This is a genomic window from Jeotgalibacillus sp. JSM ZJ347, assembly GCF_044383825.1.
Classification (GTDB): Bacteria; Bacillota; Bacilli; order Bacillales; family Jeotgalibacillaceae; genus Jeotgalibacillus.
This window is the reverse complement of sequence record NZ_JBISEN010000002.1, coordinates 202,599-225,178: the sequence shown is the minus strand read 5'-3', so window position 1 is coordinate 225,178 and position 22,580 is coordinate 202,599. Positions and strand designations below refer to the sequence as shown.

The following is a 22,580-nucleotide window of genomic DNA, read 5'->3' as shown; positions in this document are numbered from 1 at the left end:
CTGTTGGCTTGGGTTTTGCACGCACAAATAAAACCTGTCATACACTAAAAGGTGATATGAAAGGGAGTGAATACTTATAGCAATCTTACTTTTCATGCATTTCATGGTCACTACTTACTGCTTAAAGCGATTTTTCATGTTGCGTGACCAGACAGGGTTTCATCTGGGTATGAATATCGCGATGATCTCCGGAGGATTTTCAGGCTTCATGATTGGGATTGTGCTGATCGATTACTTACCGTTTTATTTTGTGTGGGTGACGATCATTGCTGCTGTTGCGGGAGCGCTGACTGGAGGGGTTAACGGTCTTTTTTATGACGGGCAGACAGCGCTGACGGGGCTTGCAAATGGATGGATGATGGGGTTAATGGGTCCAATGATTGGAGCTGCTGCAGGAGGTACTGTTATGCTGCCGATTATGCTTGAAATGGCATATATCTTTTTATCAGCAACAGCTTTAATAGCTGCAGGTAAACTATAAAGGACGTGAATGATGTGCCTGAGATCATTCTTCTATCAGCCGTTGCACTCTTTATCTTTCATATGGTTTTCATGTTAAAAAGGAAAGTTATTGTAGCGGAACGATTTTCAAATACAGTGGTTGGTATAATCGCGGGAGGAGCAGGGTTAACCGCTGCACTGCCATTTTTTATGACTTTTAACGGGGAATATTTATGGATTCTGGCGCTACTTATTCCAGCAGGCTATACGTATGGGTTTCAAACAGGCTATGCGTCAGCGGCGGTTGCAGGGGCGTTGCACATCAGTATAGGGAGTGCAATGGGCCTAATGCTTGGCGAGGTGATGCAAAGCCCGGCACTGTGCGGTCTCCCTATACAGGAATGGCAAATGATGCTGCCGATTTTTTCAATGATGTATTTCATGCTGGTGAGCGTGCTTGTCGTCCTCTCATTCAGATACTAAACTTCTAGTAGGCGACACCTTCTTCATCTACAAAGACAGAATCAATAACCGTACGCTGAAATTTCTGTCCGTCCGGTGTCGTGCCTTCGACTTCAACAGTCATATTGTAGGTTCCCTTTTCAGAAGGAAGCGTGACAGCCTTTCCGCTTTGTTTAAAAGTGCGGATCTTCTGACCAATTCCACGGTTTTTTTTGCCCTTACCAGGCGTAAACCCAATTTCACTGAACATCTTAATATCTGCATGACGCTGTGCTTTGTTTTTTAGCCCAATGTTTTCCTTTAGCGTCCAGTTCCGCTTACTATCAGAAGGCTCGAGCGCAAGCTGATCATTTAAATCAGAATCGAACGTTATCATAAGTGCATAAGCAGATTTCTGATCCGTTACCGTCTCTGCAATCCATTTTCCTGCTGCAGGATCAGTTATTTCAATCGTATGATGATAAGCACCGTTAAAAAACATTGTATCATCCTCAGCAGCAGTCACTTCATAGTCTTTTGCAGGACCGCGTGGTGCTTTTAACGTCACAGTCTCATGCGGTGTCGCACTCATCCAGTTAATCACAAGACTTTCTGCCCCGTCTTCAACGAAAAAACTTTCAGATGCTTTACCATTTTGTTCTCCTCCTCTTAATAGCGTATCAAGAGGCTTGATTTTTTCTTCCTTTTCTTCCATCATACTAAAAGCTGAAAAAGCAGCTGCACGCTGTGTTGTTAAATAAGGCTGGAAGATCGAGAGTGTATTATAGCCTTTATTGATTTCTCCGTGATTCCAGTTCCCAACAGCCAGGCTTCTGCTGTAAGGCAGCTGAGCACTCGCAACAGACACAACACCATCATTTGGCCCTGAAATGAAACCGCTTCCAAACCAATACGCACTGAACCATGGTCCGGTACGTGTACCAGCAAGTGAAAAATAGCTGTTCTGAGCGACTTCCCATCGACTATCCGTAATGGAACGGAAGTAATTCATCGTTCCCGTCTGAAGACTTTGCGTCCCTTCACTGTTTTGTCCAATCAGACTGGCAAGCCAGCCGAGTGACGTGCTATTTGCGAGATCTGCAAGTTCACTTCCATAGTGAGGCGAGCTGAGTGTAATGACATTCGATACAAGCGGGTATTTCCCCTCATAAATCAGGGCAACCTGCGTATCAACGCCGCCTTTACTGAATGCCACAATGACAAGCTTTTTCCCGCCAAAATGGGCAGAAATCTCTTCAAGCTGACCTGCAAGCATGGCGCCATTATCCCAATAACTTTTTGGTGTACCACCTGAGTCATTCAACTCGACAAAAGCGGTCTCATAGCCTGCTGTAACAGCACGGCTGTACATATCATTTTCGTTGTACCAGACAGTTGAATCATTTGTCAGACCCTGAACAAATACAATCGCAGGCTTTGCAGAGTCTATGTAGGCAGGGGCTTCACCAATACTGATCGTACCGGGTACAAGTGAATTACCCGGTGTCTTAAATCCTCCGGCAAAAGCGGCAGACGGCAGTGACAAAAACAGGAACACAGCAATAAACAGGGATAGCGTTTTTCTCATCCAATCCTCTCCTTTATAGACTGTATCGGGAAACCCCGACCATGTATGTATTTCGACACCCGGAAGGTAAATCCTGTATGTTTTATAATTAAATTATTATTTATTTATATGTGAGTGAAGGTTGAATGCAGGCAGGCGTAGTTGTCGCTGTTTTCTCTTAAGTTGTAGCATTCCCCTCTAAGGTTGTAGCGATACACCCGGGAACTTGTAGTAATCCCACGACAACTTGTAGCAATCAAGCCTGCTTACGGCAGCAATTCCAAGTTTATAATGCCGTATCCATCAGCTCCAAACCAAAAAAGCCGGATACCCCATCAGATATCCGGCTCAGCATCACTATTCTTTTTCAAACGTCTTCGTGCTTCTCACCGTATCAATTGGCCGCACCTTACTTTCGATCTCTTCACGTTTTGGCTCGAAAAACGGTGGCAGCGACAGCTTTTCTCCAAGCGTCTCATATGGCTCATCACCCATGAACCCTGGACCGTCCGTTGCAAACTCAAACAGAATCTGCGGCGCCACTCTTGAATAAAGTGACTTAAAGAAGAAACGATCGACAAATCCCGATGTCGGGAAGCCAAAGCTCTTCATACGCTCGTCCCACTCATCGAGCATCTCTCTGTCTTCAAGCCTGAAAGCTGCATGGTGCACCGTGCCGAAGCCCTGTTGCGCCTGCGGTAAAAAGGTGTTGTGCTCAACAATCACACTGGCACCATTTCCGCCTTCTCCTACTTCAAATAAATGAAATGACTGTTCAGCGGCCGTTTCTTTAAATAACAATACCTTTTCAAGCATTTCTTTAAAATAATCAAAGCGGTCAACGCGGACAAATAACGGTCCAAGCCCTGCAATCGCATATTCAAGCGGTACAGGTCCGTTCTGCCACGGGGTCCCTGCTTCCACACCCTGATCGTTTTCATCTGATATCAACTGATACTGCTGATCATCAAAGTCAACGAATGAAATCGTCTTTTTACCAAACTGCTCCTGCACACCCTTATGCTTCACATTCAAACGGTCAAACCGCTTCTCCCAGTAATCAATTGCAGCATCACTCGGCACGCGGAAAGATGTTTTTGAAATTTCATTCGTTCCGTGATTTCCTTTTGGGATACCAGGAAAATCAAAGAACGTCATATCTGTACCGGGATTTCCAGTATCATCAGCAAAGAACAAATGATACGTCTGGATATCATCCTGATTCACTGTTTTTTTAACCAGCCTCATACCAAGTACATAAGTGAAAAACTCGTAATTTTTTTCAGCACTGCTTGTGATCGCAGTAACGTGGTGAATGCCTTTTAATGCTTTAATCGACATATTCATGAGCCTCCTCCAGTGCAATGTTCATACCCATAGCATCTAATGATTTCATATTGAATGCAAGAATTATGACTGCTCAAGTGTTTAAAATGTAAATCCACCTGAAAGTGCTTCATAATAAGGAGTAACAGCATGAAAGGAGGAGCAATGATATGAGTATTCCGAAAGTGGATTTTTACTTTGGCGCGCTGCTTTCACATCTCGTTAACCGCGGATTCTCACCTGTCATGAAAGAAGGCGGGCAGGATCGCAGAATCTATGCGCTTGAAAATGAGATAGACAGCTATTTCATCTATGCAAAATACTCGTTTACCCCCCGTTTTAAAAAAGAATCGCGTATCTGGACCTTCTCCTTTTACGATACAGAAATGGAAAAAACACTTCGCAGCCAGCATGACAACCAATACCTGTTTGCGTTTATCTGTGGTGAAGAAGACCTTCAGAACACTGAAATCATCTTACTGACAGCAAGCGAAGTTTCAGAGTGTATTAAAACCTCAGAATCCGGCCGGAAGTGGCTGACGATCGAAATGGCGGACCGCAAAAGAACACTTACTGTTCGAGGAAGTGCACATTCGAAGCCCGGGTATTCACTTAAGATCACACGCAGCACTGACCAGCGTCTTGAAGAACTGCCAACCATGCTTTTTTAAAAAGGAGACATGCATCTATGACGACCGAATTACCGTCTAACTTAAGCAAACCCTCTCAGCGCGCATTCGCTCAGGCAGGTATTAAAACGATGGATGATATTAGCAAGTACACTGAAAACGAGCTGGTTACCCTTCACGGCGTTGGACCAAAAACAATCAGACAGTTGAAAGAAGCCGGTGGTTCTTTTAAAAATACGTAAGAGGTGACGATTCATATGATGACCATCATACTAATCCTTTTTGTGTTTTTTATTACTTTTTGTATCAGCGCCCTGATGAATATCCTCAATAACACGATGCAGGGCAGGCACTGGTTTTACTCCGTATTATTTAGCCTCGTGATTGCAATTATTGGCGTTCTCATTTTTGAACCAAGGGAATGATTTTTTAATAAAAAGGTATAATATGGTTATAATTAGTTTTTAGAGGTGTTGCACATTCCATTCTCTGGTGATATAGTGGTCGTGCATAGAAAATTAAATACCGTTATCTGCACTAGGGGTGCGAATTAGCTGAGATGTGAGCAATAGCTCCGATCCCTTATGACTCGATCAGGATAATACCTGCGTGAGGAAGTGTAGTGACTTCTCTTTTTATATCAGGAGCAGTGGCTACATCTTTCGCAGATGTGGTCTTTTTTTGTGCAAAAACTGCTCTTGGGAGGAATACAAAATGGAATGTGGAACTAGCAACATTGTGGGGTGCCGCTTTTCGCTGCACCCAATGACCGGAGATTTTATCCCTGTCATAAAAGGCGCGCTGGAGGCAACAGATCTGACGGGCGTCTGGAAGCATACAGATGACGTCTCAACTGTGATCCGTGGACAGGAACAGCATGTATTTAATGTGATCAAAGCGATTACGCTGCATGCTGCAAAAACGGGTGAACATGTTGCGATCAATGCAACTTTTTCAGCCGGCTGTCCTGGTGATACTGCAGGTGATTCTTATATGGACGTTGATCCGAACGTGCATAACCAGGATGAAACAAGACAGTACGTTTCTTCACAATTTGCGCTGTATCCGATGAATAACCCTGATTACATGAGTGTCATTTACCGGGAAGTGGATCGCGCAAAGGAGCGTGGTGTTTTCAATGACTCCATGCATTATGCAAGCGGCATTCATGGAGATATTCATGACGTATTTGATTTTTACGAGGAGACGTTTGGCAAAGCAAGGTCTGACGAACACCGTCATTTAGTGATGACTGTTTCAATGAGTATCAACAGTCCGTCTCATAAGGGGAATCATCATGCTTAAGAACTGGAAACTGAAAGAAGTTGTCATGATGTCGCTGTTTGCGGTTGTGTTCGGCATTATTTACCTATTGTTCTTACATGTCGGAAACATCTGGGCTTCACTCATTGGTCCGATTGCTTATGAGTGGATCTTTGGGATCTGGTTTATTGTGTCTATTATCGTGATGGCGATCATCCGAAAGCCTGGCGCTGCAGTCATTCCTGAGACGATGGCTGCTGCGATTGAAGTGATGCTTGGGAATGCAGTCGGCCCCCGTCTGATTTTAGCAGGTGTCATACAGGGGCTGGGAGCAGAAGCAGTTTTCGCAGCCACAAGATATCGTCATTTCAACCTCGGCATTTATATGATGGCCGGAGCAGGGGCTGCAGTATTCAGCTTTGTGTATGGTTACTTACTGGGTGGATTTGCAGCACTCAGCACTGAATATGTATTACTGATGTTTGTGATTCGTGTAATGAGTGGCGCGATTATTGCAGGAGTAGGCGGTAAATATCTGGTTGACGCACTGCTTGCAACAGGCTCACTGAGAGGCTATGCCATTACTAAGCGTGATGTACATGCATAATGTCATCTCTTTGGAGGATGTGTCATTTCGATTTCCTGATGATGAACGGACTGTTTTTAAAGAGGTACATTTCAATGTTCAGGCGGGTGAACGTGTGGTGATCACAGGTCCGAGCGGGTGCGGAAAGTCTTCTCTTTTATACCTGCTCAACCGGCTTTATCCTGAAAACTGTGACGGTATTGTCTCCGGACAGATCAAGCTGTTTGGTAAAGCGGCTGCTGACTATGAGCCGGGTGAAATTAATCAGCGGATTGCGACTGTTTTTCAGGATCCTGACAGCCAGTTTTGCATGCAGACCGTTGAAGAGGAGCTTGCTTTTACACTTGAAAATGTGAAAGTGCCAGCAGCTCAGATCAATCACCGCATTCAAAAGGTGTTAAAAGAAACAGGCCTTGAAGCCTTCAGGGATTCCGTGATCCAGACACTTTCAGGCGGACAGAAGCAGCGCGTTGCAACTGCCTGTGCATGGGTACTGGAACCTGAGATTCTACTGCTTGATGAACCACTCACACATTTAGATCCGGTGACCGCTCAGGAGTTTGTCGCCTGGCTACGCGGACTTCATGAATCCAGAAACCTGACAGTGATTGCGATTGATCATCAGGCTGCTTTGTGGGATGACTTCTTTGACCGGGAATGGCAGATGGTCGAAGCAAAACCGGTGGAACCTTCAATCGCCAGAGTGCCCCTACAATCTGATGAAGTTGTGCTCTCTGCTAAAGAACTGGCTGTAGAGCCAATCGTCTCGCCGGCTACTCTCAATTTGAAAAAAGGTGAAATTGCTGTACTAGCAGGTCCAAACGGCAGCGGTAAATCAACGCTGCTAAAGGCTTTATGCGGATTAAAATCCACCGGAGGAACTGTCGATCCGAAAAGAATCGGTTACGTGCCCCAGTCGCCTGAATTTTTATTTTTGACAAAATCAGTTCGTGAAGAGCTTTTATTTGGTGGCGGTCAACATGCAGAAGATATTCTTGAGCGATTGTACCTTAATGAAGTAAGGGACGCTAACCCTTTTGCAGTCAGTCATGGACAAAAAAGACGAACTGCAATCGGTGCCATGCTTTGTGACGGACGGCCTGTGATCGTGATGGATGAGCCGACTGCCGGCCAGGATCAAGCAGCTTTGCGGGAGCTTGAAAACCTGATTACGGCACGGGCAAATGAAGGAATGACATTCTTAATTGTGACGCATGATATGAATTTTGCAGAACGCGTGGCAGATTCACTGCTGTTACTGCACGCAGGAAGCCTAAGTGGTCCATTTACTCCTCATAAAGCCTGGCAGGATCAGCAACTGCTTGAGAAACACCGCTTATGCCCGCCGTCCGGAGGTGAAGTTCATGATCAACCATATGAATCCTTCGGTTAAATTTGTTGCAATCACTGTTTCAATGGTTGTGATGGCTTTCTTTTTTAATCCGTGGACACCGCTTGTATTTTTCACTGGGGTGGTGCTGATTCAACTGCTTTTCGCAAACGTTTCATGGAAAGCATGGAGTCTGATGATGATACCCTTCCTGCTTGGCGCAGTCGGCTACTTCTGGACAACACTCGTTTTTGGAAATGAAGACAGCACGCTTGGTACAGCATTATCACTCAGCTTCCGGGTGCTGGCGTTTTCAAGTTTGTCTCTGCTATTTGTCTTTACAACAAAACCGGTTGATTTCATTTTGAGTCTCATGCAGCAGCTGAAGCTGTCACCAAAGATTGCCTACAGCATACTCGTTGGTTATCAGTTCCTGCCTGTACTAAAAGATGAATTCTTCCAGATCCGTCAGGCGCAGCAGCTGCGGGGTCTTGAAGTACCTAAGTCTCCTGTTAAAAGAGTGATCGCGATGCGTCATGTGCTGATCCCAATGCTCGCTGGTGCTGTGCGAAAAGCGGAACGGACGGCATTTGCAATGGAAGCACGCGGTTTTACCGGCGAAGGCAATCGCGACTTTTACCGGAAGATTTCTGTCGGCCGTGCTGACGTGGCTGGGATAGGATTATTTTTAGTCCTGCTGTGCGGGAGTATGGCAGCAGGGCTTTTCTGAAAAACAGCTGGCGCGGGCCGGCTGTTTTTTGGATGAAGCTCGCCCGGGTCTATTTACACTTTTCTAAGAACATTAGCTGTTTTTCTATGGACAATCCTTGTTTTTCTGAGAACATAATCTATTTTTCTAAGAACATGATCCTCTATTCTGTGAACATCTCATCATTTTCTACGAACCAGCCGCTTCACAAAATCTTTACACCTCACCAAAATAAGCATAGAATTTAACTATTGTTCAAAATCAGATCGAAAAGAGGAATCAAGAAATGAAAAAAATGATGTTATCAGCTGCAGCAATCTCTGCTGTATTCATGCTTGCCGCATGCAGCAATGATGAAGAAAACGGGGACACAGACCAACGAAGCTCCGATGAAGCATTTACAATCGGCGTCATCCCTGCCCAGACTGAAGGGGAAATGGAAGGCGCGATGAACAAGCTCCAGGGAGTGCTGACTGACGCACTCGGCAGGGAAACGGAAATTGACGTTTACCCTGATTATAACGGTGTTGTTGAAGCAATGAATTTTGATCAGATCGATATGGCTTACCTTGGACCGCTGACTTATGTCATTGCGCAGGAAAAAAGCGATGCAAAAGCAATTATTACGCAGCTTATAAATGGTGAACCATTCTACAATTCATATATCATCACACATCAGGACCAGCCGTTTGAATCGATTGAAGATCTGCTAAGTGACCCTTCAGCAATTGACTTTGCTTTTGGTGACCCGAACTCAACATCAGGCTCACTGATCCCTTCCATTGAACTGCAGGACCGCGGTGTGTATGAATCTGAAGACAGCTATGAATTCAGCACGGTAAGATTTACAGGCTCCCATGACGCAACAGCGCTTGCTGTGCAAAATGAACAGGTGGATGCAGGTGCAATTGATAGCGCGATTTATAATCAGCTAATTGAATCTGGAAAAATTGATGATAGCCAGCTGAAAGTGATCTGGACGTCAGAACCGCTCTTCCAATATCCATGGGCTGTCACTGCAGGCACGGATGAAGAAACGATCACTGCACTACAGGAAGCATTTCTAGCCATCGAAGACCCTGAGATTTTAGATGCGTTCGGTGCATCAGGATTTACAGAAGCTACACCTGAAGATTATGACAGTATTTTAGATGCAGCAGAAAAACAAGGCATTTTAGATGCTGAGTAAGGCTGTTTGCTGTGTGGTTTAAGAAAAAGCACATTGCTCTTGCCCCTGTTTTAACTGCTTTTGTGTTGCTCAGTATGCGCGTGACTGAGTTTGACCTTGCAAAATTCCGAGACTTTGGAAATATGATTGAATTTCTTGGTCAATGGTTTCCAATGGACACGTCAAAGCTGCCGCTGATGCTTGAAGATGCAGGAGAAACGCTTGCGATGGCATTTCTCGGCAGCTTTCTGGCGCTTTTGATTGCTCTGCCAATCAGTTTTCTCGCAGCTAAAAACACTGCGCCAAAAGGATTCTTTTACTTTTTAAGAACGAGCCTGAGCTTTATCCGCTCCGTGCCTGAGATCGTCATCGGATTGATTTTGCTGACAATGCTTGGACTTGGTCCATTCCCGGCAGTGATCGCCATCATGATTCATAACGTCGGCGTACTCGGCAAACTGATTTCAGAGCTGATTGAAGCGGCTGATCCAGGACCTCAGGAAGCCATGCGTGCAGTGGGTGCGAAGCGCTGGACCGCACACTTATTCAGTATTCTGCCTCAGATCTGGCCAAACGTGTTATCTCATTTCTTCTATCGTTTTGAAGTGGCGATCCGGACATCCCTTGTACTTGGATTCATCGGCGGCGGCGGGATCGGTCAGCGTCTATTCAATGATTTTAAAACGTTTCAATATAGCGCAGTTGCACTTGATGTCCTGATCATTATGATCATGGTCATTCTGATTGATTTTCTCACCAGCTATATCAGAAACCGTGTGATTTAAGGAGGGAACAGGATGATTCAATGTAAAGATGTGTCAGTCACTTATCCGGGTTCTCATACGAAAGCACTTCAGACGGTTAATCTGACATTTCAAAAAGGGGAATTTGTGTGCGTTCTTGGTAAAAGCGGAGCCGGTAAATCCACGTTTATCCGCTGCCTGAATGGCCTGCAGTCACCAACTGAAGGTGACGTGATCTATCATGAGCAGTCTCTGAAAAAACTGAGTGAAGCTGAACTTAGGAAGATCCGCCAGCATACTGGCATGATCTTTCAGCAGTTTAATCTGATCCCCCGCTTGTCTGTGATGCACAATGTGCTGACCGGGCTGTTTGGCAGCCGCTCTTCATTTAAAAATCTGGCCGGTCTTTTTACAAAAGAAGAAAAAGCAGCTGCAGATGCTGCAATTAAAAGTGTTGGTCTTAGCGGATTTGAAAATCGCCGCGTGGAACAGCTGTCAGGCGGACAGAAGCAGCGTGTTGGTATCGCTAGAGCGCTCGTTCAGCAGCCAACTGTGCTGCTCGGCGATGAACCGGTTGCTTCTCTTGATCCGGGAACGGCCAATCAGATTTTCACACTGTTGCGTAATATGCATGATGACCTTGGACTGCTGACAATCATTAATGTCCATGACCTTCAGCTGGCGAAGAAGTATGCTGATCGGGTGATTGCGTTGAAGGACGGTCAGGTAATTTTTAATGGGTTGCCCGAGATGTTTGGTGACAGAGAATATGATCTGACTTATGGTGATAAATGAAAACTGCCGGACGCAATTGTGGTGTCCGGCAGTTTTTTTGTATTCGATTGCCGATACGAAAGTCCCGAAGTGGCGAAGTTATGCTGAGATACGTCGAAGTCAGGATCATAAGCGGCGAAGTTCACAGGTTTTCCCTCGAACATCGAACCTTTTACGCCGAACATACCAGTATGACCACCGAACACCCTCACAAAGAATGTGAGGGCCTGGTCGAAATCGCATATAATCTTTGACGGTCAAGATACCACTGATAGCAGAGGAAGATGATTAACAATAGATCGATCACATCGCCACCATAATACATCAGCATGGCACCACTTTCCCCCGCGGTCCGGCTGATCCCTTCAGGTGGATTGGCATAAATTATTTTAGAGAGTATTTTATGACCTGCAAGCGTAAGAATTAGCACTGCTGCACGATGATAAAATGAATAACGGTGCAGAATGAAGTCCATTTCCAATATTACATGGGTAAACAAATACCCTGCAAAAAACACATGGAGATGAACAAGAATAAAAAGTATCAGCGAAGAATGCATCTGGTGAAAGAGACCGGTCATATAAAGTAGGTACAGACCACCGATATTTAAAACTGCCCCTGTCACTGGCAGATGGAGAAAGCGGATATAGCTGCTTTCTCTCATAAATGCTGACAGGCGCCTCGCTTTTAGTACCGGAAGTGATTTCATCATGAGCTTAAGCGGTCTTGATAACACCATCAGAAGTGGCGACAGCATACCAAGCAACAAGTGAACAACCATATGTAACGTGAAGCTTTCATGTGCCCCGCCTGCAAGCGGACCTGCAAGACTGGTTACAGTTGCTAATATACCTGCAACGAATAAAAGGAAACGATAGACAGGCCAGCTTGATAGCTTCGCAAATGCCAGGTAGTATAACGTTATTGCAATAATTCCGGTGATCACAACCGCGATTTCAAATTCAGGGCCCGGGAATGAAGCTTCATGTATGTGCTCCACTTAGCTGTCCTCCCTGTCAAATGTCGTTTTCTTCACCATGACTGCTCCTATGATCAAGAGCAAAGCTGCAAAAAGGTTCCATGCAAGGTCATACGGCAAAATATCAACCCCGTAGCGAATCTGGTGGATTTGCAACAGCTTGTGGCTCACCAGACCATCAAACAACTGGAAACCGCCCGCACCAAGACAAACACTCCCAATCCAACTCATCCAATATATAGACATCTTTTTCCTGAGGTCTGCAAACAAAAATAAGCCAAACACCGCTGCAAAAAATCCAAAGGACGTCAGGAGTCCATCTGTCAGAATACCAAATCCACTAGTAGCACGGTCGTAAAAATGATGCCATTGAAGAAGCTGATGAAATATAACTTCATCAACGATCACCATAAGCCCGATACCAAATAAGATACCTGACCAAAAGTGCTGCTTTCTCTCCATTTTCCTCACCCCTTTTACATCATTGCTTTTCACGTACCCTGTCAGATTCCCCTGAAACAGGAATTCTCATGGTTTACCAGCAAAAACTTCAGCCTATTGAATGATTGGTTTTTACAAGGTAAATATGGTTCAGTAGTAGGTGAAGGAGTGATTCAAATGACTGAAGAAAATCGCTTTAAAAGAGATATAAAAGATCATTGGAGAGTTTCTTATAATCAGAATGGATATCCCCATGTACAGCAGGGATGGATTTTGCCGCCTGAGCGTATGAAGGAATTTGATCCATTTATTTTAATGGCAGATGACTGGTTTAAGCGCGGGACATTTTCAGATCATCCACACAGAGGATTTCAGACAATCACCTATGTAGTGGATGGGCGCCTTGAGCATATTGATAATCACGGAGGACATTCTGTACTTGATGCAGGAGATGTTCAATATATGAATGCCGGCTGGGCTGCACGCCACGGTGAGGAAGCGGTGGACGATGATCTGATTCATACGTTCCAGCTCTGGCTGAACCTGCCGCACGAGCTTCGGACAACCACTACTTCTTATCAGAACGTCTACCTTGAAGATGCGCCGGTCGCTGAGGTTGAGGGTGGCAGTGTACGCGTATATTCAGGAGGAGTTGCAGGTGTGAAAGGACCAATGGAGAGCCTTGTGCCAATCACCATGACTGAAATCCGTCTGCAAGAAGGCGCTGAATATAAGCATGTGATTCCTGAAAATCATAACGGGTTCTTTTATGTAACTGCCGGTGAGATTGAGGCAGGAGAATCCTCTGTTCCACTTGCGAAAACTGATGTCGGCTTATTGACTTATAAAGAAGACGGAACAGATGCAGATAGCGAGCTGACCATCCGCGCAAAAACACGCGCACGTCTGCTGCTGTATTCAGGTGTTCCGATCAAAGAAGACTACGTCGCACACGGTCCATTTGTGATGAGCAACATGGAGGAAATCCGTGATGCCATGCGCGATTTCCAGTCAGGCAAGTTTGGGAAACCTGCTGTGAAATAGACAACTTTTAAGGCTGCCTGTATCTCACAGGCAGCCTATTTCTCACGGTGTCCCCGCTCCGCTTGCACTATTATTCCGTTTCTCAATCGCATTCACACCCATAATTACTGCAATCAGTTCATCCGCTTCAAACAAATCTGTGTGATTCGTCAGCTCAAAGGCTGCCGTCTGAAAAAAGCCGCTGACTTTGCGGAACGCTGCCACTTCTTCCCTCGCGCTGTTAAAGATCGTATATTCTTTAGACATCACCGGAGACTCAATTTCATATTCCTGTCCGTCTTTAAAATAGCGATACTTTTTCGTAAAAAAGGAAAGTGCATTTTTAACAAATCCAAGCTCAACTTCCCCTCTTTTAATTGTCCATTTATTTGAAAAGAAACCAAATCCGGCTTCAATTACTGTTTCACCCAGAATATCTTCAATATTGATACCCGACGAAAACGCACTCTTATGATCCAGTGTGCCGATTTTTTCTTTCTCCCCATTGTAAATATCTGTTTTTCCTGATGAAAAGAATTGATCTGAAAAATAAACTCTGTCTTCCATTTCCTTCACTCCCTTTATATGTAATACGATGGAAAATAGAAAATGTTTCATTTAGAAGAGATGGAGATGGGGTTGGATTAAATGTATAGGTGAAAGAATAAATCTGATTGCTGATTGAAAAAATCAAAAGATAATAAATAAATCCGCCTCCCATCGCAGCGCACGCTCCCTCCCACACACGAAAAAAGCCTCCAGCATCAACCGAAGGCTCAATCACTCTTAAAAAGCACATAAACGAGCGGCCCTGCAAACATAAACGCCAGCAGCACGTATATTCCAAGCACGCTCAAAATATCTTCCAGATTTCCATTCCCAATGCCGATCGCAACATATATCACAAACGTCACGAGCATCCAGGTCCATGCTTTTCTCCAGCCAGCTTTTTGATCAGGCTTTTGCCATCTGGCGAATAGATAAGTCACCAATCCGGCAGGTATCGCTGTTAAAAGAAATGCAAGGTTTACATACTGACGATACTCATCCTGTGGAAGCGCCCGGATATCCTGTGTTCCAAACGGCTGCGTCATCAGAAACTCCATGATCATCACCACAATAAAGATCACGAAACCGAATAGAATGTCTTTTATCAGGGCTTTCATCGCCAGCCTCTCCTTTCAAAAAAGGTTCTACTTATCTATACCCTTTTTTAAAAAGAAAGCCACCCTCACTGTGATTCTTTGTACAATTTCATCGGATTTTCAAAACCTGCTTCAAGCTCAACCTTCTTCATTTGAAGCGAGCGCTCTTCACGCGGGTTTCGCAGATCTGCATAGATTTCTCCTGATTTACCCAGACCGGCGTCAGCCGCTTCCTCTACTGAAGCACAGTAATAAATATCCGTCATCCCGGCAAAAGCCATTGTTGTAAAGCACATTGGACACGGCTCACCGCTTGCATACATCGTATAGTCCGACAGATCGTGTGACTGAATTTGTTCCTGAAGCCGCCTGATCGCAAGCATTTCCGCATGACCGCTCACATCATAGTGAAGATGCAGCTCATTCACACCTTCAGCAACAATTTCACCATCCTTTACAATGACCGCACCAAAAGGGTGTCCGCCTTCCCTTACGTTATCAGTTGCTAACTCAACTGCCCGTTTCATAAATGTATTCATCATCTCTGCCTCCTCTTTTCCATTTCAAATTAAGTATAGAGGAAGGCAACCCATTTTCAGAATAAAACGCTTCCAAAAATGTGCACTGTCATAATTGTGTCACTTGCTCTTAAGAAGCAACGCTTGGTACACTTAACAGAACGTTTTTAGAAAGAAGGTGTCACACTTGCTACAAGCCTTGATTATTTTTGTTGCCCAGCTGATTTTTGTTCCCGTACTGACCCTTCGTACGATTATGATGGTAAAAGGAATGAAAGGAAAAGCCTCTGCTCTTGGTATTCTGGAAGGTTTTATTTATGTGATTGCCCTTGGCATTGTGTTTAGTGATCTATCAAATTATCTGAATATGGTAGCATACGCACTTGGCTTTGGTATTGGTGTGTATCTCGGCCAAATACTTGAACAGCGTCTTGCAATCGGATTTGTCTCTATAGAAGTGAATATTATGAATAAGAATGAGGAATTAATTCAGAGTCTGAGAAACGAAGGCTTCAGCGTATCTACTTCTGAAGTAGAAGGTATGAATGAAGCACGCCGTTACAGACTGGACTGTACAGCACGCCGCGATCGTGAGCGTGAATTTATTAGTATTGTCAGTCATCACGAACCGAACGCATTTATTGTCTCTTATGAACCTCGGAACTTTAAAGGCGGTTATATTACGAAAGCCATGAAACGCAATAGAAAACGCGGTCTTCAGAAAAAAGAAGCTTTAAAAGATTCCTAAAAACCGGCTTCGGGATCATTCCCGGCCGGTTTTTTATAAATGACGTTCAAACATGATCAGGTCAATTCCGCGAATTCCATGCTCATAGAACGGAGGATCATAGTCCGCAAAATAATCTTTTATAATCGAAAACATACGAAACCCTGCTTTTTGATAAAAGACAAGATTTTCAATACTGGAGTTTGCAGTCCCAACATTCATCTGCTCAAAACCATTATCCTTATATAATTTCGCCGCAGCTTCAATTGCCGCTTTTCCTACTCCCTTTCCGCGATGATCATCCGCTAACGCAATATTTTTCAGTTCTACAGCCTGTTCACTCAGCGGAATCAAAAGTATGACTCCAGCTAATTTGTCTTCAATATGTATCGCGTATAAATCACCAAAATCGATATATGACAGAATCGCATCTTTACTGTCATCAGCTAAAAGCAGCCAGTCAATATAATGATACCTCTCTTCAAACGGTACGGCTTTTAAATTCATATTTAATACCTCCAGATATAAAATAAACCCCCTGATCCTAAGACCAGGGGGTTCCTCAAAATTTGCGGCGCCGGACCACGCTCCACAACGTGATAACATCCGAACGTCTTATGCAAACGAGCTCATCGCAACGTTTACTTTACGTCATCATCAGAAAAGTGTCAATCTATTTTTCCTTCCTCACGCAACACTTGCTCAAATAACTCAACGACTCTCTCATCATATAAATCACCTTTATGCGCCTTAATTTCTTCCAGCGCGCTTTCAGCAGTCCATGCCTTCCGGTAAACCCTGTCTTCTGTTAGAGCATCGAAAGTATCACTGACTGCGATAATTTTCGCCTCAATTAGAATCTCATCACCCTTCAGTCCATCCGGATACCCGGAACCATCAAGGCGTTCATGATGCTGATGGATGATTGGCGCAAGGTCTTTATAATAAGTCTGTGCCACCATAGCTGCGCCATCTGCGGGATGTTTTTTAATAATTTCATACTCTTCATCTGTTAGTTTTTCGGGTTTGTTGAGGATTTCTTTAGGCACGTTGACCTTGCCGATATCATGCAGAAAAGCAGCTCGTGTTAATTTTTTCAAATGAGCTGTATCCATTTTCATTTTTCTGGCAATACTGACCGAATATTCAGCTACCCGTTGACTGTGTTTAGCTGTATAGCGATCTTTAGCCTCAACCTTTATAGCTACATCCCTTAACGATTTGAGCTTATCGCTAATATGATGAAACGATTCTTCATTCGAAAAAATCAGCATTTTTACATCTTCCAGCGTCTTAAAATGCACAGGCTCATTCAGTCCTTGTGAATAAATATAATCACCTGGATTGAGCTCAACTTTTTCGCCAAGATAGTCTTCACACCTAAGCTTTCCCGATAACACATAATAAAATTCTAATGTGTCTGGATGATCACCAGGATAAATATAAAACATTCTATCCTCTTGTATTTCGTGTTGCATAATTTCCATATTAGGAGCATGAACTAATAAATTTATCTTTGTATATTCATAGTCAGCCTGGTCAAGATACTGATTAGCTTTTGAAATATGAAACCCTCTCATTTAGTTACCTGACCTCCTCCTATTCAAAATAAAACGAGCTCCGGAGAACTCGTTTTATTTTATGTGACTTAAGAAATGACTTTCACTTATTTAGTGCCGCCACCAACAATCTCAATTGGGTCAATCCACTCTCTCACATCACCAAAGCGTACATGAATCCAGCTGCATTCAGCATGTAATCCATTTTCAGCCGCTTCCTGAATTCCCTGTTCAGTTAACGTCAGTGTGACATCATAAACGTACTGGATAATTGCATCACGTTCAGCTTCATATTCATCAGTCAACGTAAAATATGACTGAACCCGATCATAAGCCGCAAGTGCCTCATCAGCTTTTTGCTGCTGAACAGCCTGACCCTTTCCTCCTGCTTTCAGTGCATTTTCAGCAAATGTCGCTGCCTGATCTTTCAATTTTTCTGTCTTAACTGAAAGTAATACATGTGCAGCATCAAGCTCAGCTTCTTTTTCTGCAAGCGCAGCGTTCAACTTTTCATCTGTCTGTCCGGATGCTTCAAGCGCGATCAGAATATTTGTCTTTTCCCTCTTCAATGTTAAAATATGTGCTACTTCTTCAATTTTACTGATTTTATTAAAGTAATCCTTTTGCAAAGTATCTACAGCTGACACACCATGATCAATCTCAGAATAAATCTCATCGTTTGCGAGTTCAACTTTTTCTAATGCCGCTGAAAGTGATGGATCACCAGATGCAAATGCCGGTGTTGCGAGACTAAACAATAATACAAGACCAAATAATACAGTTGTTAATTTTTTCATCCCCACATCTCCTATCCATTTAATTGCAATGCATCAATCTAATTCTTTTTCGAAATAATATCTAGACCAATATTACCTCTACTTTATCCCCCTTTTATTATACAGTCACTAAGACAATAAGGCTATTATTTTTAAAAAATTTCGAACATTATTGTATATTTATACACTTTATCTGTATTGTAACTATAAAAGCCTCCGTACATAAACACAAGCTTGTTTTCGCTCAATAAGATGATAGTACTGCTGCATATTTTTTCATCTTAAAGCTCATTTCTTCGATTTTATCAATAAAGGATAAAAGCTTTTCTCATTTTCAATATGTTTACATCGAATGTGAAAGGGAAAACCCTTTAAAAAATGTGAAGGAGATTATGATGACAACTATACCTGTATGGACTATGCATGATGGACATAACATTCCTGCTACCGGCCTTGGCACGTATACATTAAAAGGAGAGCAGGGAGTTGAATCAATCACAGCAGCAATTAAAAATGGTTACCGTCTGTTTGATTCTGCAATCCGCTATGATAATGAAGGCACGCTGGGTGAAGCTGTGAAACGCTCAGGCATTGCCAGAGATGAATTATTTCTTACATCCAAACTGCGCGCACAATATTATGACTACGACCGTGCGCTTGAAATGATCCAGGAGTCACTGTACCGTGCGAACCTTAATTACTGGGATCTCTTCCTGCTTCACTGGCCTAACCCGAAGCAGGACAAATATGTAGAAGCATGGAAAGCGCTGATCACTGCACAGGAAAAAGGATGGGTCCGGTCGATTGGTGTATGCAATTTCATGCCGGAGCATCTTGAGCGACTCGAAAAAGAAACTGGCGTTAAACCAGTGGTGAATCAAATTGAATTGCACCCTTATTTTTCACAGGAAGAGCAGCGCACATATAACAACCAGCATGATATCCTCACTCAGGCCTGGAGCCCGCTTGAAAGAGCAGGCAGCGTCCTGAACGATGAAACACTTCAAAATATCGCAAATCAGCATCACAAATCGGTTGGCCAAGTTGTTCTCAGATGGATCTATCAGCTTGATACCATTTCACTTCCAAGATCCTCAAATGTCCACAGGCAACGCGAAAATCTGGCACTATTTGATTTTGAACTATCAGATGAAGAAGTGAAAAAGATTAACGGCCTCACACGTGAAGATGGCAGAATTGCCAATCAGGACCCGCGTGAATACGAAGAATTTTGATTTGAAAGGTCAGCATGCGCTGACCTTTTTAGTTTCCAAGGAAAAATTTTCTTGAATTTCATGTTAGATCATCTATTAAAAAGGGAACAGTATAGGTGGTAGAAAAATTACATATCAAAGGAGTGGAGAAAATGAATCAAGAGCAATTTGACAAGGTCAGGAATGGAAAAGGTTTTATCGCAGCACTCGATCAAAGTGGTGGCAGTACGCCTAAGGCACTGAAAGCTTATGGGGTCGAAGAAAGTGCTTATTCAAATGAAGATGAAATGTTCGACATGGTCCATGAAATGCGCACAAGAATCATTACTTCTCCTGCTTTTACATCCGACAAAATCCTTGGTGCAATCCTGTTTGAGCAAACAATGGATCGCGATATTGAAGGTAAATATACAGGTGATTATTTATGGGAAGAAAAAGGCGTTGTGCCGTTTTTAAAAGTAGATAAAGGGCTTGCCGATGAAAAAGACGGCGTTCAGCTGATGAAGCCGATTACTGACCTGGATGAAACGCTGCGCCGTGCAAATGAAAGAAACATTTTTGGTACAAAAATGCGCTCAGTGATCAATGAACCGAATGAGCATGGCATTAAAGAAGTCATTGACCAGCAATTTGAAGTCGGTAAACAGATTATTGCAGCAGGACTTGTGCCGATCATTGAGCCGGAAGTAAATATTCACAGTAAAGATAAAGAACAATGCGAAACGATGATGAAGGATGAAATTCTACAGCATCTGGATCAACTTTCTGAAGATCAGAACGTTATGCTGAAGCTTTCGATTCCAACAAAAGCGAACTTTTTTAAAGAACTCGTTGACCATCCGCGCGTCGTACGTGTAGTAGCACTGTCAGGCGGTTACTCCCGTGACGAGGCAAATGAAAAACTCCGCGAAAACGATGGCTTAATCGCCAGCTTCTCACGCGCGCTTGCATCAGATCTGCGCCATGGACAGACTCAGGAACAGTTTGATGCGGGTCTACAGGACGCCATTAATACGATTTATGATGCATCAGTGAATAAAAAATAATTTGTGGATACTGGCTGGAGCACCGGATGCTCCAGGCAGTTTTTTGATGGTTGCGGGATAGATCAAATGACACTTTTCTACGAAGGATGAATGCGTTCCTACGAACACCACCACTTTTTCTAAGAACCATCATGGTCTTTCTGAAAACACGCACGTCTATTCTAAGAACCACCGCAATAATACTACGAACCTTTACCACCACAAAATAAAAACGCCGCAGACTCAAAAGCCTGCGGCATATCGTCAAATTATACAGTTGTTGTCTCTTCTTTAATCGGATCTTCCGCAATGACAGCACCGGCATTCACCAAACCGAGCGCCTCAGAAGTCGTTTCATTAATTTCCTTAATCAGATCCGGATCATCAAGCAGGTTTTTTCCGTAAGAAGGAATCATCTCCTTGATCTTCGGCTCCCAGCTCTTCATTTCCTCAGGGAAACAGCGATTCAGTACATCGAGCATCACGGACACTGAGGTAGAAGCACCCGGCGACGCGCCAAGCAATGCAGCGATTGATCCGTTTGCGCCACTGATGACTTCAGTTCCAAATTGAAGCGTCCCTTTGCCACCCTGTTTTGTATCCTTAATGACCTGAACACGCTGTCCGGCAACCACAAGCTCCCAGTCTTCACTCTTTGCATTCGGTACAAATTCACGCAATGCTTCCATACGCTGTTCCTTTGACTGAAGCACCTGTTCAATCAGATACTTTGTCAGCGGCATATTCTTCATGCCTGCTGCCACCATCGTTGTCAGGTTGTCCGGCTTCACTGAAGTGATCAGATCCATATTGGAACCTGTTTTCAGGAACTTCGGCGAAAAGCCTGCGAATGGTCCAAAGAATAATGATTCTTCCCCTTCAATCAGGCGTGTATCGAGGTGCGGTACAGACATTGGCGGTGCGCCAACCGGTGCTTTCCCGTACACTTTTGCATAATGCTTCTCAACAACTTCAGGCTTTTTACACACCATGAACAGTCCGCTTACCGGGAAGCCACCGACATTCTTACTTTCAGGAATACCTGACTTTTGAAGCAGGTGAAGGCTTCCACCACCGGCACCAATAAAGACAAATTTCGTCTTATGGTACTCTAGACGATCATTTTCAAGGTCACGGATCTTAAGTTCCCATTCCCCATCTTCAGTACGCTTCATATCATCAACCTGATGCTTATAGTTTACGGATACACCTTCATCAGCTAAATGAGTGAACAATTTACGCGTCAGCGCGCCAAAGTTCACATCCGTTCCTGCATCAATCTTTGTCGCTGCGATCGGCTGATCCACCTGGCGATTTTCCATGATCAGCGGAATCCATTCCTTTAACTTCTCAGGATCATCCGAGTACTCCATACCCGCAAACAGCAGATTATCTGAAAGCGCTTTAAATCGGTTCTTTAAAAAATTCACATCTTTCTCGCCATGAACCAGGCTCATATGAGGAAGCGCCATAATAAATTCTTTCGGGTTTTTAATCAGGCCGCTGTTCACTAAATGTGCCCAAAACTGCTTAGAAACCTGAAACTCTTCATTCACCTTATTCGCTTTCGCTACATCAATCGTCCCATCAGGCAATTCATTCGTATAATTCAATTCACATAAAGAGGAATGCCCTGTTCCTGCATTATTCCACTCATTCGAACTCTCTTCCCCTGCACTGCCGAGGCGTTCAAAAGCTTTTATATTCCAATCCGGAGCCAGTTCCTTCAGCAAAGACCCAAGCGTCGCACTCATAATACCGGCGCCAATTAAGATAACGTCTGATTTAATATGTTTGTTACTCATTTTTACCGTCCTTTTGTATGCTAAGATTTGATTGAAAAGCATAATTAACATTTTTCGAACTATTTCTACATATTAATATTGTATCATTTTGAAGATTGCTTTCAAATCTTTATTTGTTTATGCACATGTTGGGGACGGAGGTGAAAATATCATGAGATGGCACTTTCACCTCCGTCCCCACAGTCCACACCTGCTTTTATTCAACCAGGCTGTTTTAACATGCCGAGAATTTCTGCCACACCAATTGCAATCGCTGCATTCAGCATCACGACCAGTGATATAAGGAATACGACAGATTCATATCCTGATATAAAATTCATCACGAAAAAAATAAAGCCTCCTGCAAACACCAGGAGACCAAATATGAATAGAAATTTCTCCATGTCAAACA

General features: G+C 43.7%; 27 protein-coding genes and 1 riboswitch. Of the genes, 15 read left to right on the top strand and 12 right to left on the bottom strand.

Annotated elements, in window-relative coordinates; translation table 11 throughout:
* Nucleotides 1-136 precede the first annotated feature (136 nt).
* Both ACH6CZ_RS07025 and ACH6CZ_RS07020 read left to right on the top strand, forming a co-directional pair.
* Nucleotides 137-481, top strand: coding sequence for a hypothetical protein (locus ACH6CZ_RS07025; RefSeq protein ID WP_374096718.1), 345 nt, complete (start codon nucleotides 137-139; stop codon nucleotides 479-481).
* A gap of 14 nt (nucleotides 482-495) precedes the next feature.
* Nucleotides 496-924 carry a hypothetical protein gene (locus tag ACH6CZ_RS07020; protein WP_374096717.1) on the top strand — a complete coding sequence of 143 codons (429 nt, stop codon included), beginning with the start codon at nucleotides 496-498 and terminating at the stop codon, nucleotides 922-924.
* A 4-nt stretch (nucleotides 925-928) separates the two neighbouring features.
* Here ACH6CZ_RS07020 and ACH6CZ_RS07015 read toward each other — a convergent pair whose 3' ends face one another.
* Complete coding sequence (locus ACH6CZ_RS07015; RefSeq protein ID WP_374096716.1) at nucleotides 929-2,470, bottom strand: esterase/lipase family protein; 1,542 nt, start codon at nucleotides 2,468-2,470, stop codon at nucleotides 929-931.
* A gap of 336 nt (nucleotides 2,471-2,806) precedes the next feature.
* A complete protein-coding gene (locus ACH6CZ_RS07010; protein ID WP_374097442.1) occupies nucleotides 2,807-3,784 on the bottom strand; it encodes a ring-cleaving dioxygenase in 978 nt (325 codons plus the stop codon).
* A gap of 161 nt (nucleotides 3,785-3,945) precedes the next feature.
* Here ACH6CZ_RS07010 and ACH6CZ_RS07005 point away from each other — a divergent pair, with 161 nt between their 5' ends.
* The 9 genes from ACH6CZ_RS07005 to phnC all read left to right on the top strand — a co-directional run bounded on the left by ACH6CZ_RS07005 (nucleotide 3,946) and on the right by phnC (nucleotide 10,998).
* Nucleotides 3,946-4,446 (top strand): hypothetical protein, encoded by a 501-nt coding sequence (locus ACH6CZ_RS07005; RefSeq protein ID WP_374096715.1) that lies wholly within the window; start codon nucleotides 3,946-3,948, stop codon nucleotides 4,444-4,446.
* A 17-nt stretch (nucleotides 4,447-4,463) separates the two neighbouring features.
* Nucleotides 4,464-4,646 (top strand): helix-hairpin-helix domain-containing protein, encoded by a 183-nt coding sequence (locus ACH6CZ_RS07000; protein WP_374096714.1) that lies wholly within the window; start codon nucleotides 4,464-4,466, stop codon nucleotides 4,644-4,646.
* Nucleotides 4,647-4,933: 287 nt separating this feature from the next.
* A riboswitch (TPP riboswitch) is annotated at nucleotides 4,934-5,037 on the top strand.
* Between the two features lie 81 nt (nucleotides 5,038-5,118).
* A complete protein-coding gene (locus tag ACH6CZ_RS06995; protein WP_374096713.1) occupies nucleotides 5,119-5,709 on the top strand; it encodes a YkoF family thiamine/hydroxymethylpyrimidine-binding protein in 591 nt (196 codons plus the stop codon).
* Complete coding sequence (locus tag ACH6CZ_RS06990; RefSeq protein WP_374096712.1) at nucleotides 5,702-6,274, top strand: ECF transporter S component; 573 nt, start codon at nucleotides 5,702-5,704, stop codon at nucleotides 6,272-6,274. The genes ACH6CZ_RS06995 and ACH6CZ_RS06990 overlap by 8 nt, the downstream gene beginning before the upstream one ends.
* A 19-nt stretch (nucleotides 6,275-6,293) precedes the next feature.
* Nucleotides 6,294-7,646 (top strand): ABC transporter ATP-binding protein, encoded by a 1,353-nt coding sequence (locus ACH6CZ_RS06985; protein ID WP_374096711.1) that lies wholly within the window; start codon nucleotides 6,294-6,296, stop codon nucleotides 7,644-7,646.
* Nucleotides 7,618-8,313, top strand: coding sequence for an energy-coupling factor transporter transmembrane component T family protein (locus ACH6CZ_RS06980; RefSeq protein WP_374096710.1), 696 nt, complete (start codon nucleotides 7,618-7,620; stop codon nucleotides 8,311-8,313). Before ACH6CZ_RS06985 ends, ACH6CZ_RS06980 begins: the two co-directional genes overlap by 29 nt.
* A gap of 265 nt (nucleotides 8,314-8,578) precedes the next feature.
* The gene (gene phnD, locus ACH6CZ_RS06975) at nucleotides 8,579-9,481 is read left to right on the top strand and encodes a phosphate/phosphite/phosphonate ABC transporter substrate-binding protein (RefSeq protein WP_374096709.1); all 903 of its coding nucleotides are present in this window, start codon (nucleotides 8,579-8,581) and stop codon (nucleotides 9,479-9,481) included.
* A gap of 11 nt (nucleotides 9,482-9,492) precedes the next feature.
* Nucleotides 9,493-10,245, top strand: coding sequence for a phosphonate ABC transporter, permease protein PhnE (gene phnE, locus ACH6CZ_RS06970; protein ID WP_374096708.1), 753 nt, complete (start codon nucleotides 9,493-9,495; stop codon nucleotides 10,243-10,245).
* A 12-nt stretch (nucleotides 10,246-10,257) separates the two neighbouring features.
* The gene (gene phnC / locus ACH6CZ_RS06965; RefSeq protein WP_374096707.1) at nucleotides 10,258-10,998 is read left to right on the top strand and encodes a phosphonate ABC transporter ATP-binding protein; all 741 of its coding nucleotides are present in this window, start codon (nucleotides 10,258-10,260) and stop codon (nucleotides 10,996-10,998) included.
* Nucleotides 10,999-11,185: 187 nt separating this feature from the next.
* Here phnC and ACH6CZ_RS06960 read toward each other — a convergent pair whose 3' ends face one another.
* Both ACH6CZ_RS06960 and ACH6CZ_RS06955 read right to left on the bottom strand, forming a co-directional pair.
* Nucleotides 11,186-11,977, bottom strand: coding sequence for a cytochrome c oxidase assembly protein (locus ACH6CZ_RS06960; protein ID WP_374096706.1), 792 nt, complete (start codon nucleotides 11,975-11,977; stop codon nucleotides 11,186-11,188).
* Nucleotides 11,978-12,418 carry a DUF2243 domain-containing protein gene (locus ACH6CZ_RS06955; RefSeq protein ID WP_374096705.1) on the bottom strand — a complete coding sequence of 147 codons (441 nt, stop codon included), beginning with the start codon at nucleotides 12,416-12,418 and terminating at the stop codon, nucleotides 11,978-11,980.
* 156 nt (nucleotides 12,419-12,574) lie between these two features.
* Here ACH6CZ_RS06955 and ACH6CZ_RS06950 point away from each other — a divergent pair, with 156 nt between their 5' ends.
* Nucleotides 12,575-13,441, top strand: coding sequence for a pirin family protein (locus tag ACH6CZ_RS06950; protein ID WP_374096704.1), 867 nt, complete (start codon nucleotides 12,575-12,577; stop codon nucleotides 13,439-13,441).
* Between the two features lie 42 nt (nucleotides 13,442-13,483).
* Here ACH6CZ_RS06950 and ACH6CZ_RS06945 read toward each other — a convergent pair whose 3' ends face one another.
* The 3 genes from ACH6CZ_RS06945 to ACH6CZ_RS06935 all read right to left on the bottom strand — a co-directional run bounded on the left by ACH6CZ_RS06945 (nucleotide 13,484) and on the right by ACH6CZ_RS06935 (nucleotide 15,104).
* Nucleotides 13,484-13,987 (bottom strand): LURP-one-related/scramblase family protein, encoded by a 504-nt coding sequence (locus tag ACH6CZ_RS06945; protein ID WP_374096703.1) that lies wholly within the window; start codon nucleotides 13,985-13,987, stop codon nucleotides 13,484-13,486.
* Nucleotides 13,988-14,196: 209 nt separating this feature from the next.
* On the bottom strand, nucleotides 14,197-14,586 hold the full coding sequence (locus ACH6CZ_RS06940; RefSeq protein ID WP_374096702.1) for a hypothetical protein: 390 nt from the start codon (nucleotides 14,584-14,586) through the stop codon (nucleotides 14,197-14,199).
* Nucleotides 14,587-14,651: 65 nt separating this feature from the next.
* Complete coding sequence (locus tag ACH6CZ_RS06935) at nucleotides 14,652-15,104, bottom strand: nucleoside deaminase (protein ID WP_374096701.1); 453 nt, start codon at nucleotides 15,102-15,104, stop codon at nucleotides 14,652-14,654.
* A 166-nt stretch (nucleotides 15,105-15,270) separates the two neighbouring features.
* On the opposite strand from ACH6CZ_RS06935, the gene ACH6CZ_RS06930 reads away from it, so the two are divergent.
* Nucleotides 15,271-15,831, top strand: a complete 561-nt coding sequence (locus tag ACH6CZ_RS06930) for a DUF2179 domain-containing protein (protein WP_374096700.1) — start codon at nucleotides 15,271-15,273, stop codon at nucleotides 15,829-15,831.
* A gap of 33 nt (nucleotides 15,832-15,864) precedes the next feature.
* On the opposite strand, the gene ACH6CZ_RS06925 is transcribed toward ACH6CZ_RS06930, so the two are convergent.
* The 3 genes from ACH6CZ_RS06925 to ACH6CZ_RS06915 form a co-directional block, all read right to left on the bottom strand.
* Nucleotides 15,865-16,317 carry a GNAT family N-acetyltransferase gene (locus ACH6CZ_RS06925; RefSeq protein WP_374096699.1) on the bottom strand — a complete coding sequence of 151 codons (453 nt, stop codon included), beginning with the start codon at nucleotides 16,315-16,317 and terminating at the stop codon, nucleotides 15,865-15,867.
* Nucleotides 16,318-16,478: 161 nt separating this feature from the next.
* Nucleotides 16,479-17,390 (bottom strand): HD domain-containing phosphohydrolase, encoded by a 912-nt coding sequence (locus ACH6CZ_RS06920; protein WP_374096698.1) that lies wholly within the window; start codon nucleotides 17,388-17,390, stop codon nucleotides 16,479-16,481.
* 86 nt (nucleotides 17,391-17,476) lie between these two features.
* Complete coding sequence (locus tag ACH6CZ_RS06915) at nucleotides 17,477-18,166, bottom strand: hypothetical protein (protein ID WP_374096697.1); 690 nt, start codon at nucleotides 18,164-18,166, stop codon at nucleotides 17,477-17,479.
* 371 nt (nucleotides 18,167-18,537) lie between these two features.
* Here ACH6CZ_RS06915 and ACH6CZ_RS06910 point away from each other — a divergent pair, with 371 nt between their 5' ends.
* Both ACH6CZ_RS06910 and ACH6CZ_RS06905 read left to right on the top strand, forming a co-directional pair.
* The gene (locus ACH6CZ_RS06910) at nucleotides 18,538-19,380 is read left to right on the top strand and encodes an aldo/keto reductase (protein WP_374096696.1); all 843 of its coding nucleotides are present in this window, start codon (nucleotides 18,538-18,540) and stop codon (nucleotides 19,378-19,380) included.
* Between the two features lie 131 nt (nucleotides 19,381-19,511).
* The gene (locus tag ACH6CZ_RS06905; RefSeq protein ID WP_374096695.1) at nucleotides 19,512-20,405 is read left to right on the top strand and encodes a fructose bisphosphate aldolase; all 894 of its coding nucleotides are present in this window, start codon (nucleotides 19,512-19,514) and stop codon (nucleotides 20,403-20,405) included.
* A gap of 248 nt (nucleotides 20,406-20,653) precedes the next feature.
* Here ACH6CZ_RS06905 and ACH6CZ_RS06900 read toward each other — a convergent pair whose 3' ends face one another.
* Complete coding sequence (locus tag ACH6CZ_RS06900) at nucleotides 20,654-22,240, bottom strand: malate:quinone oxidoreductase (RefSeq protein ID WP_374096694.1); 1,587 nt, start codon at nucleotides 22,238-22,240, stop codon at nucleotides 20,654-20,656.
* Between the two features lie 149 nt (nucleotides 22,241-22,389).
* Complete coding sequence (locus ACH6CZ_RS06895; protein WP_374096693.1) at nucleotides 22,390-22,572, bottom strand: hypothetical protein; 183 nt, start codon at nucleotides 22,570-22,572, stop codon at nucleotides 22,390-22,392.
* Nucleotides 22,573-22,580 lie beyond the last annotated feature (8 nt).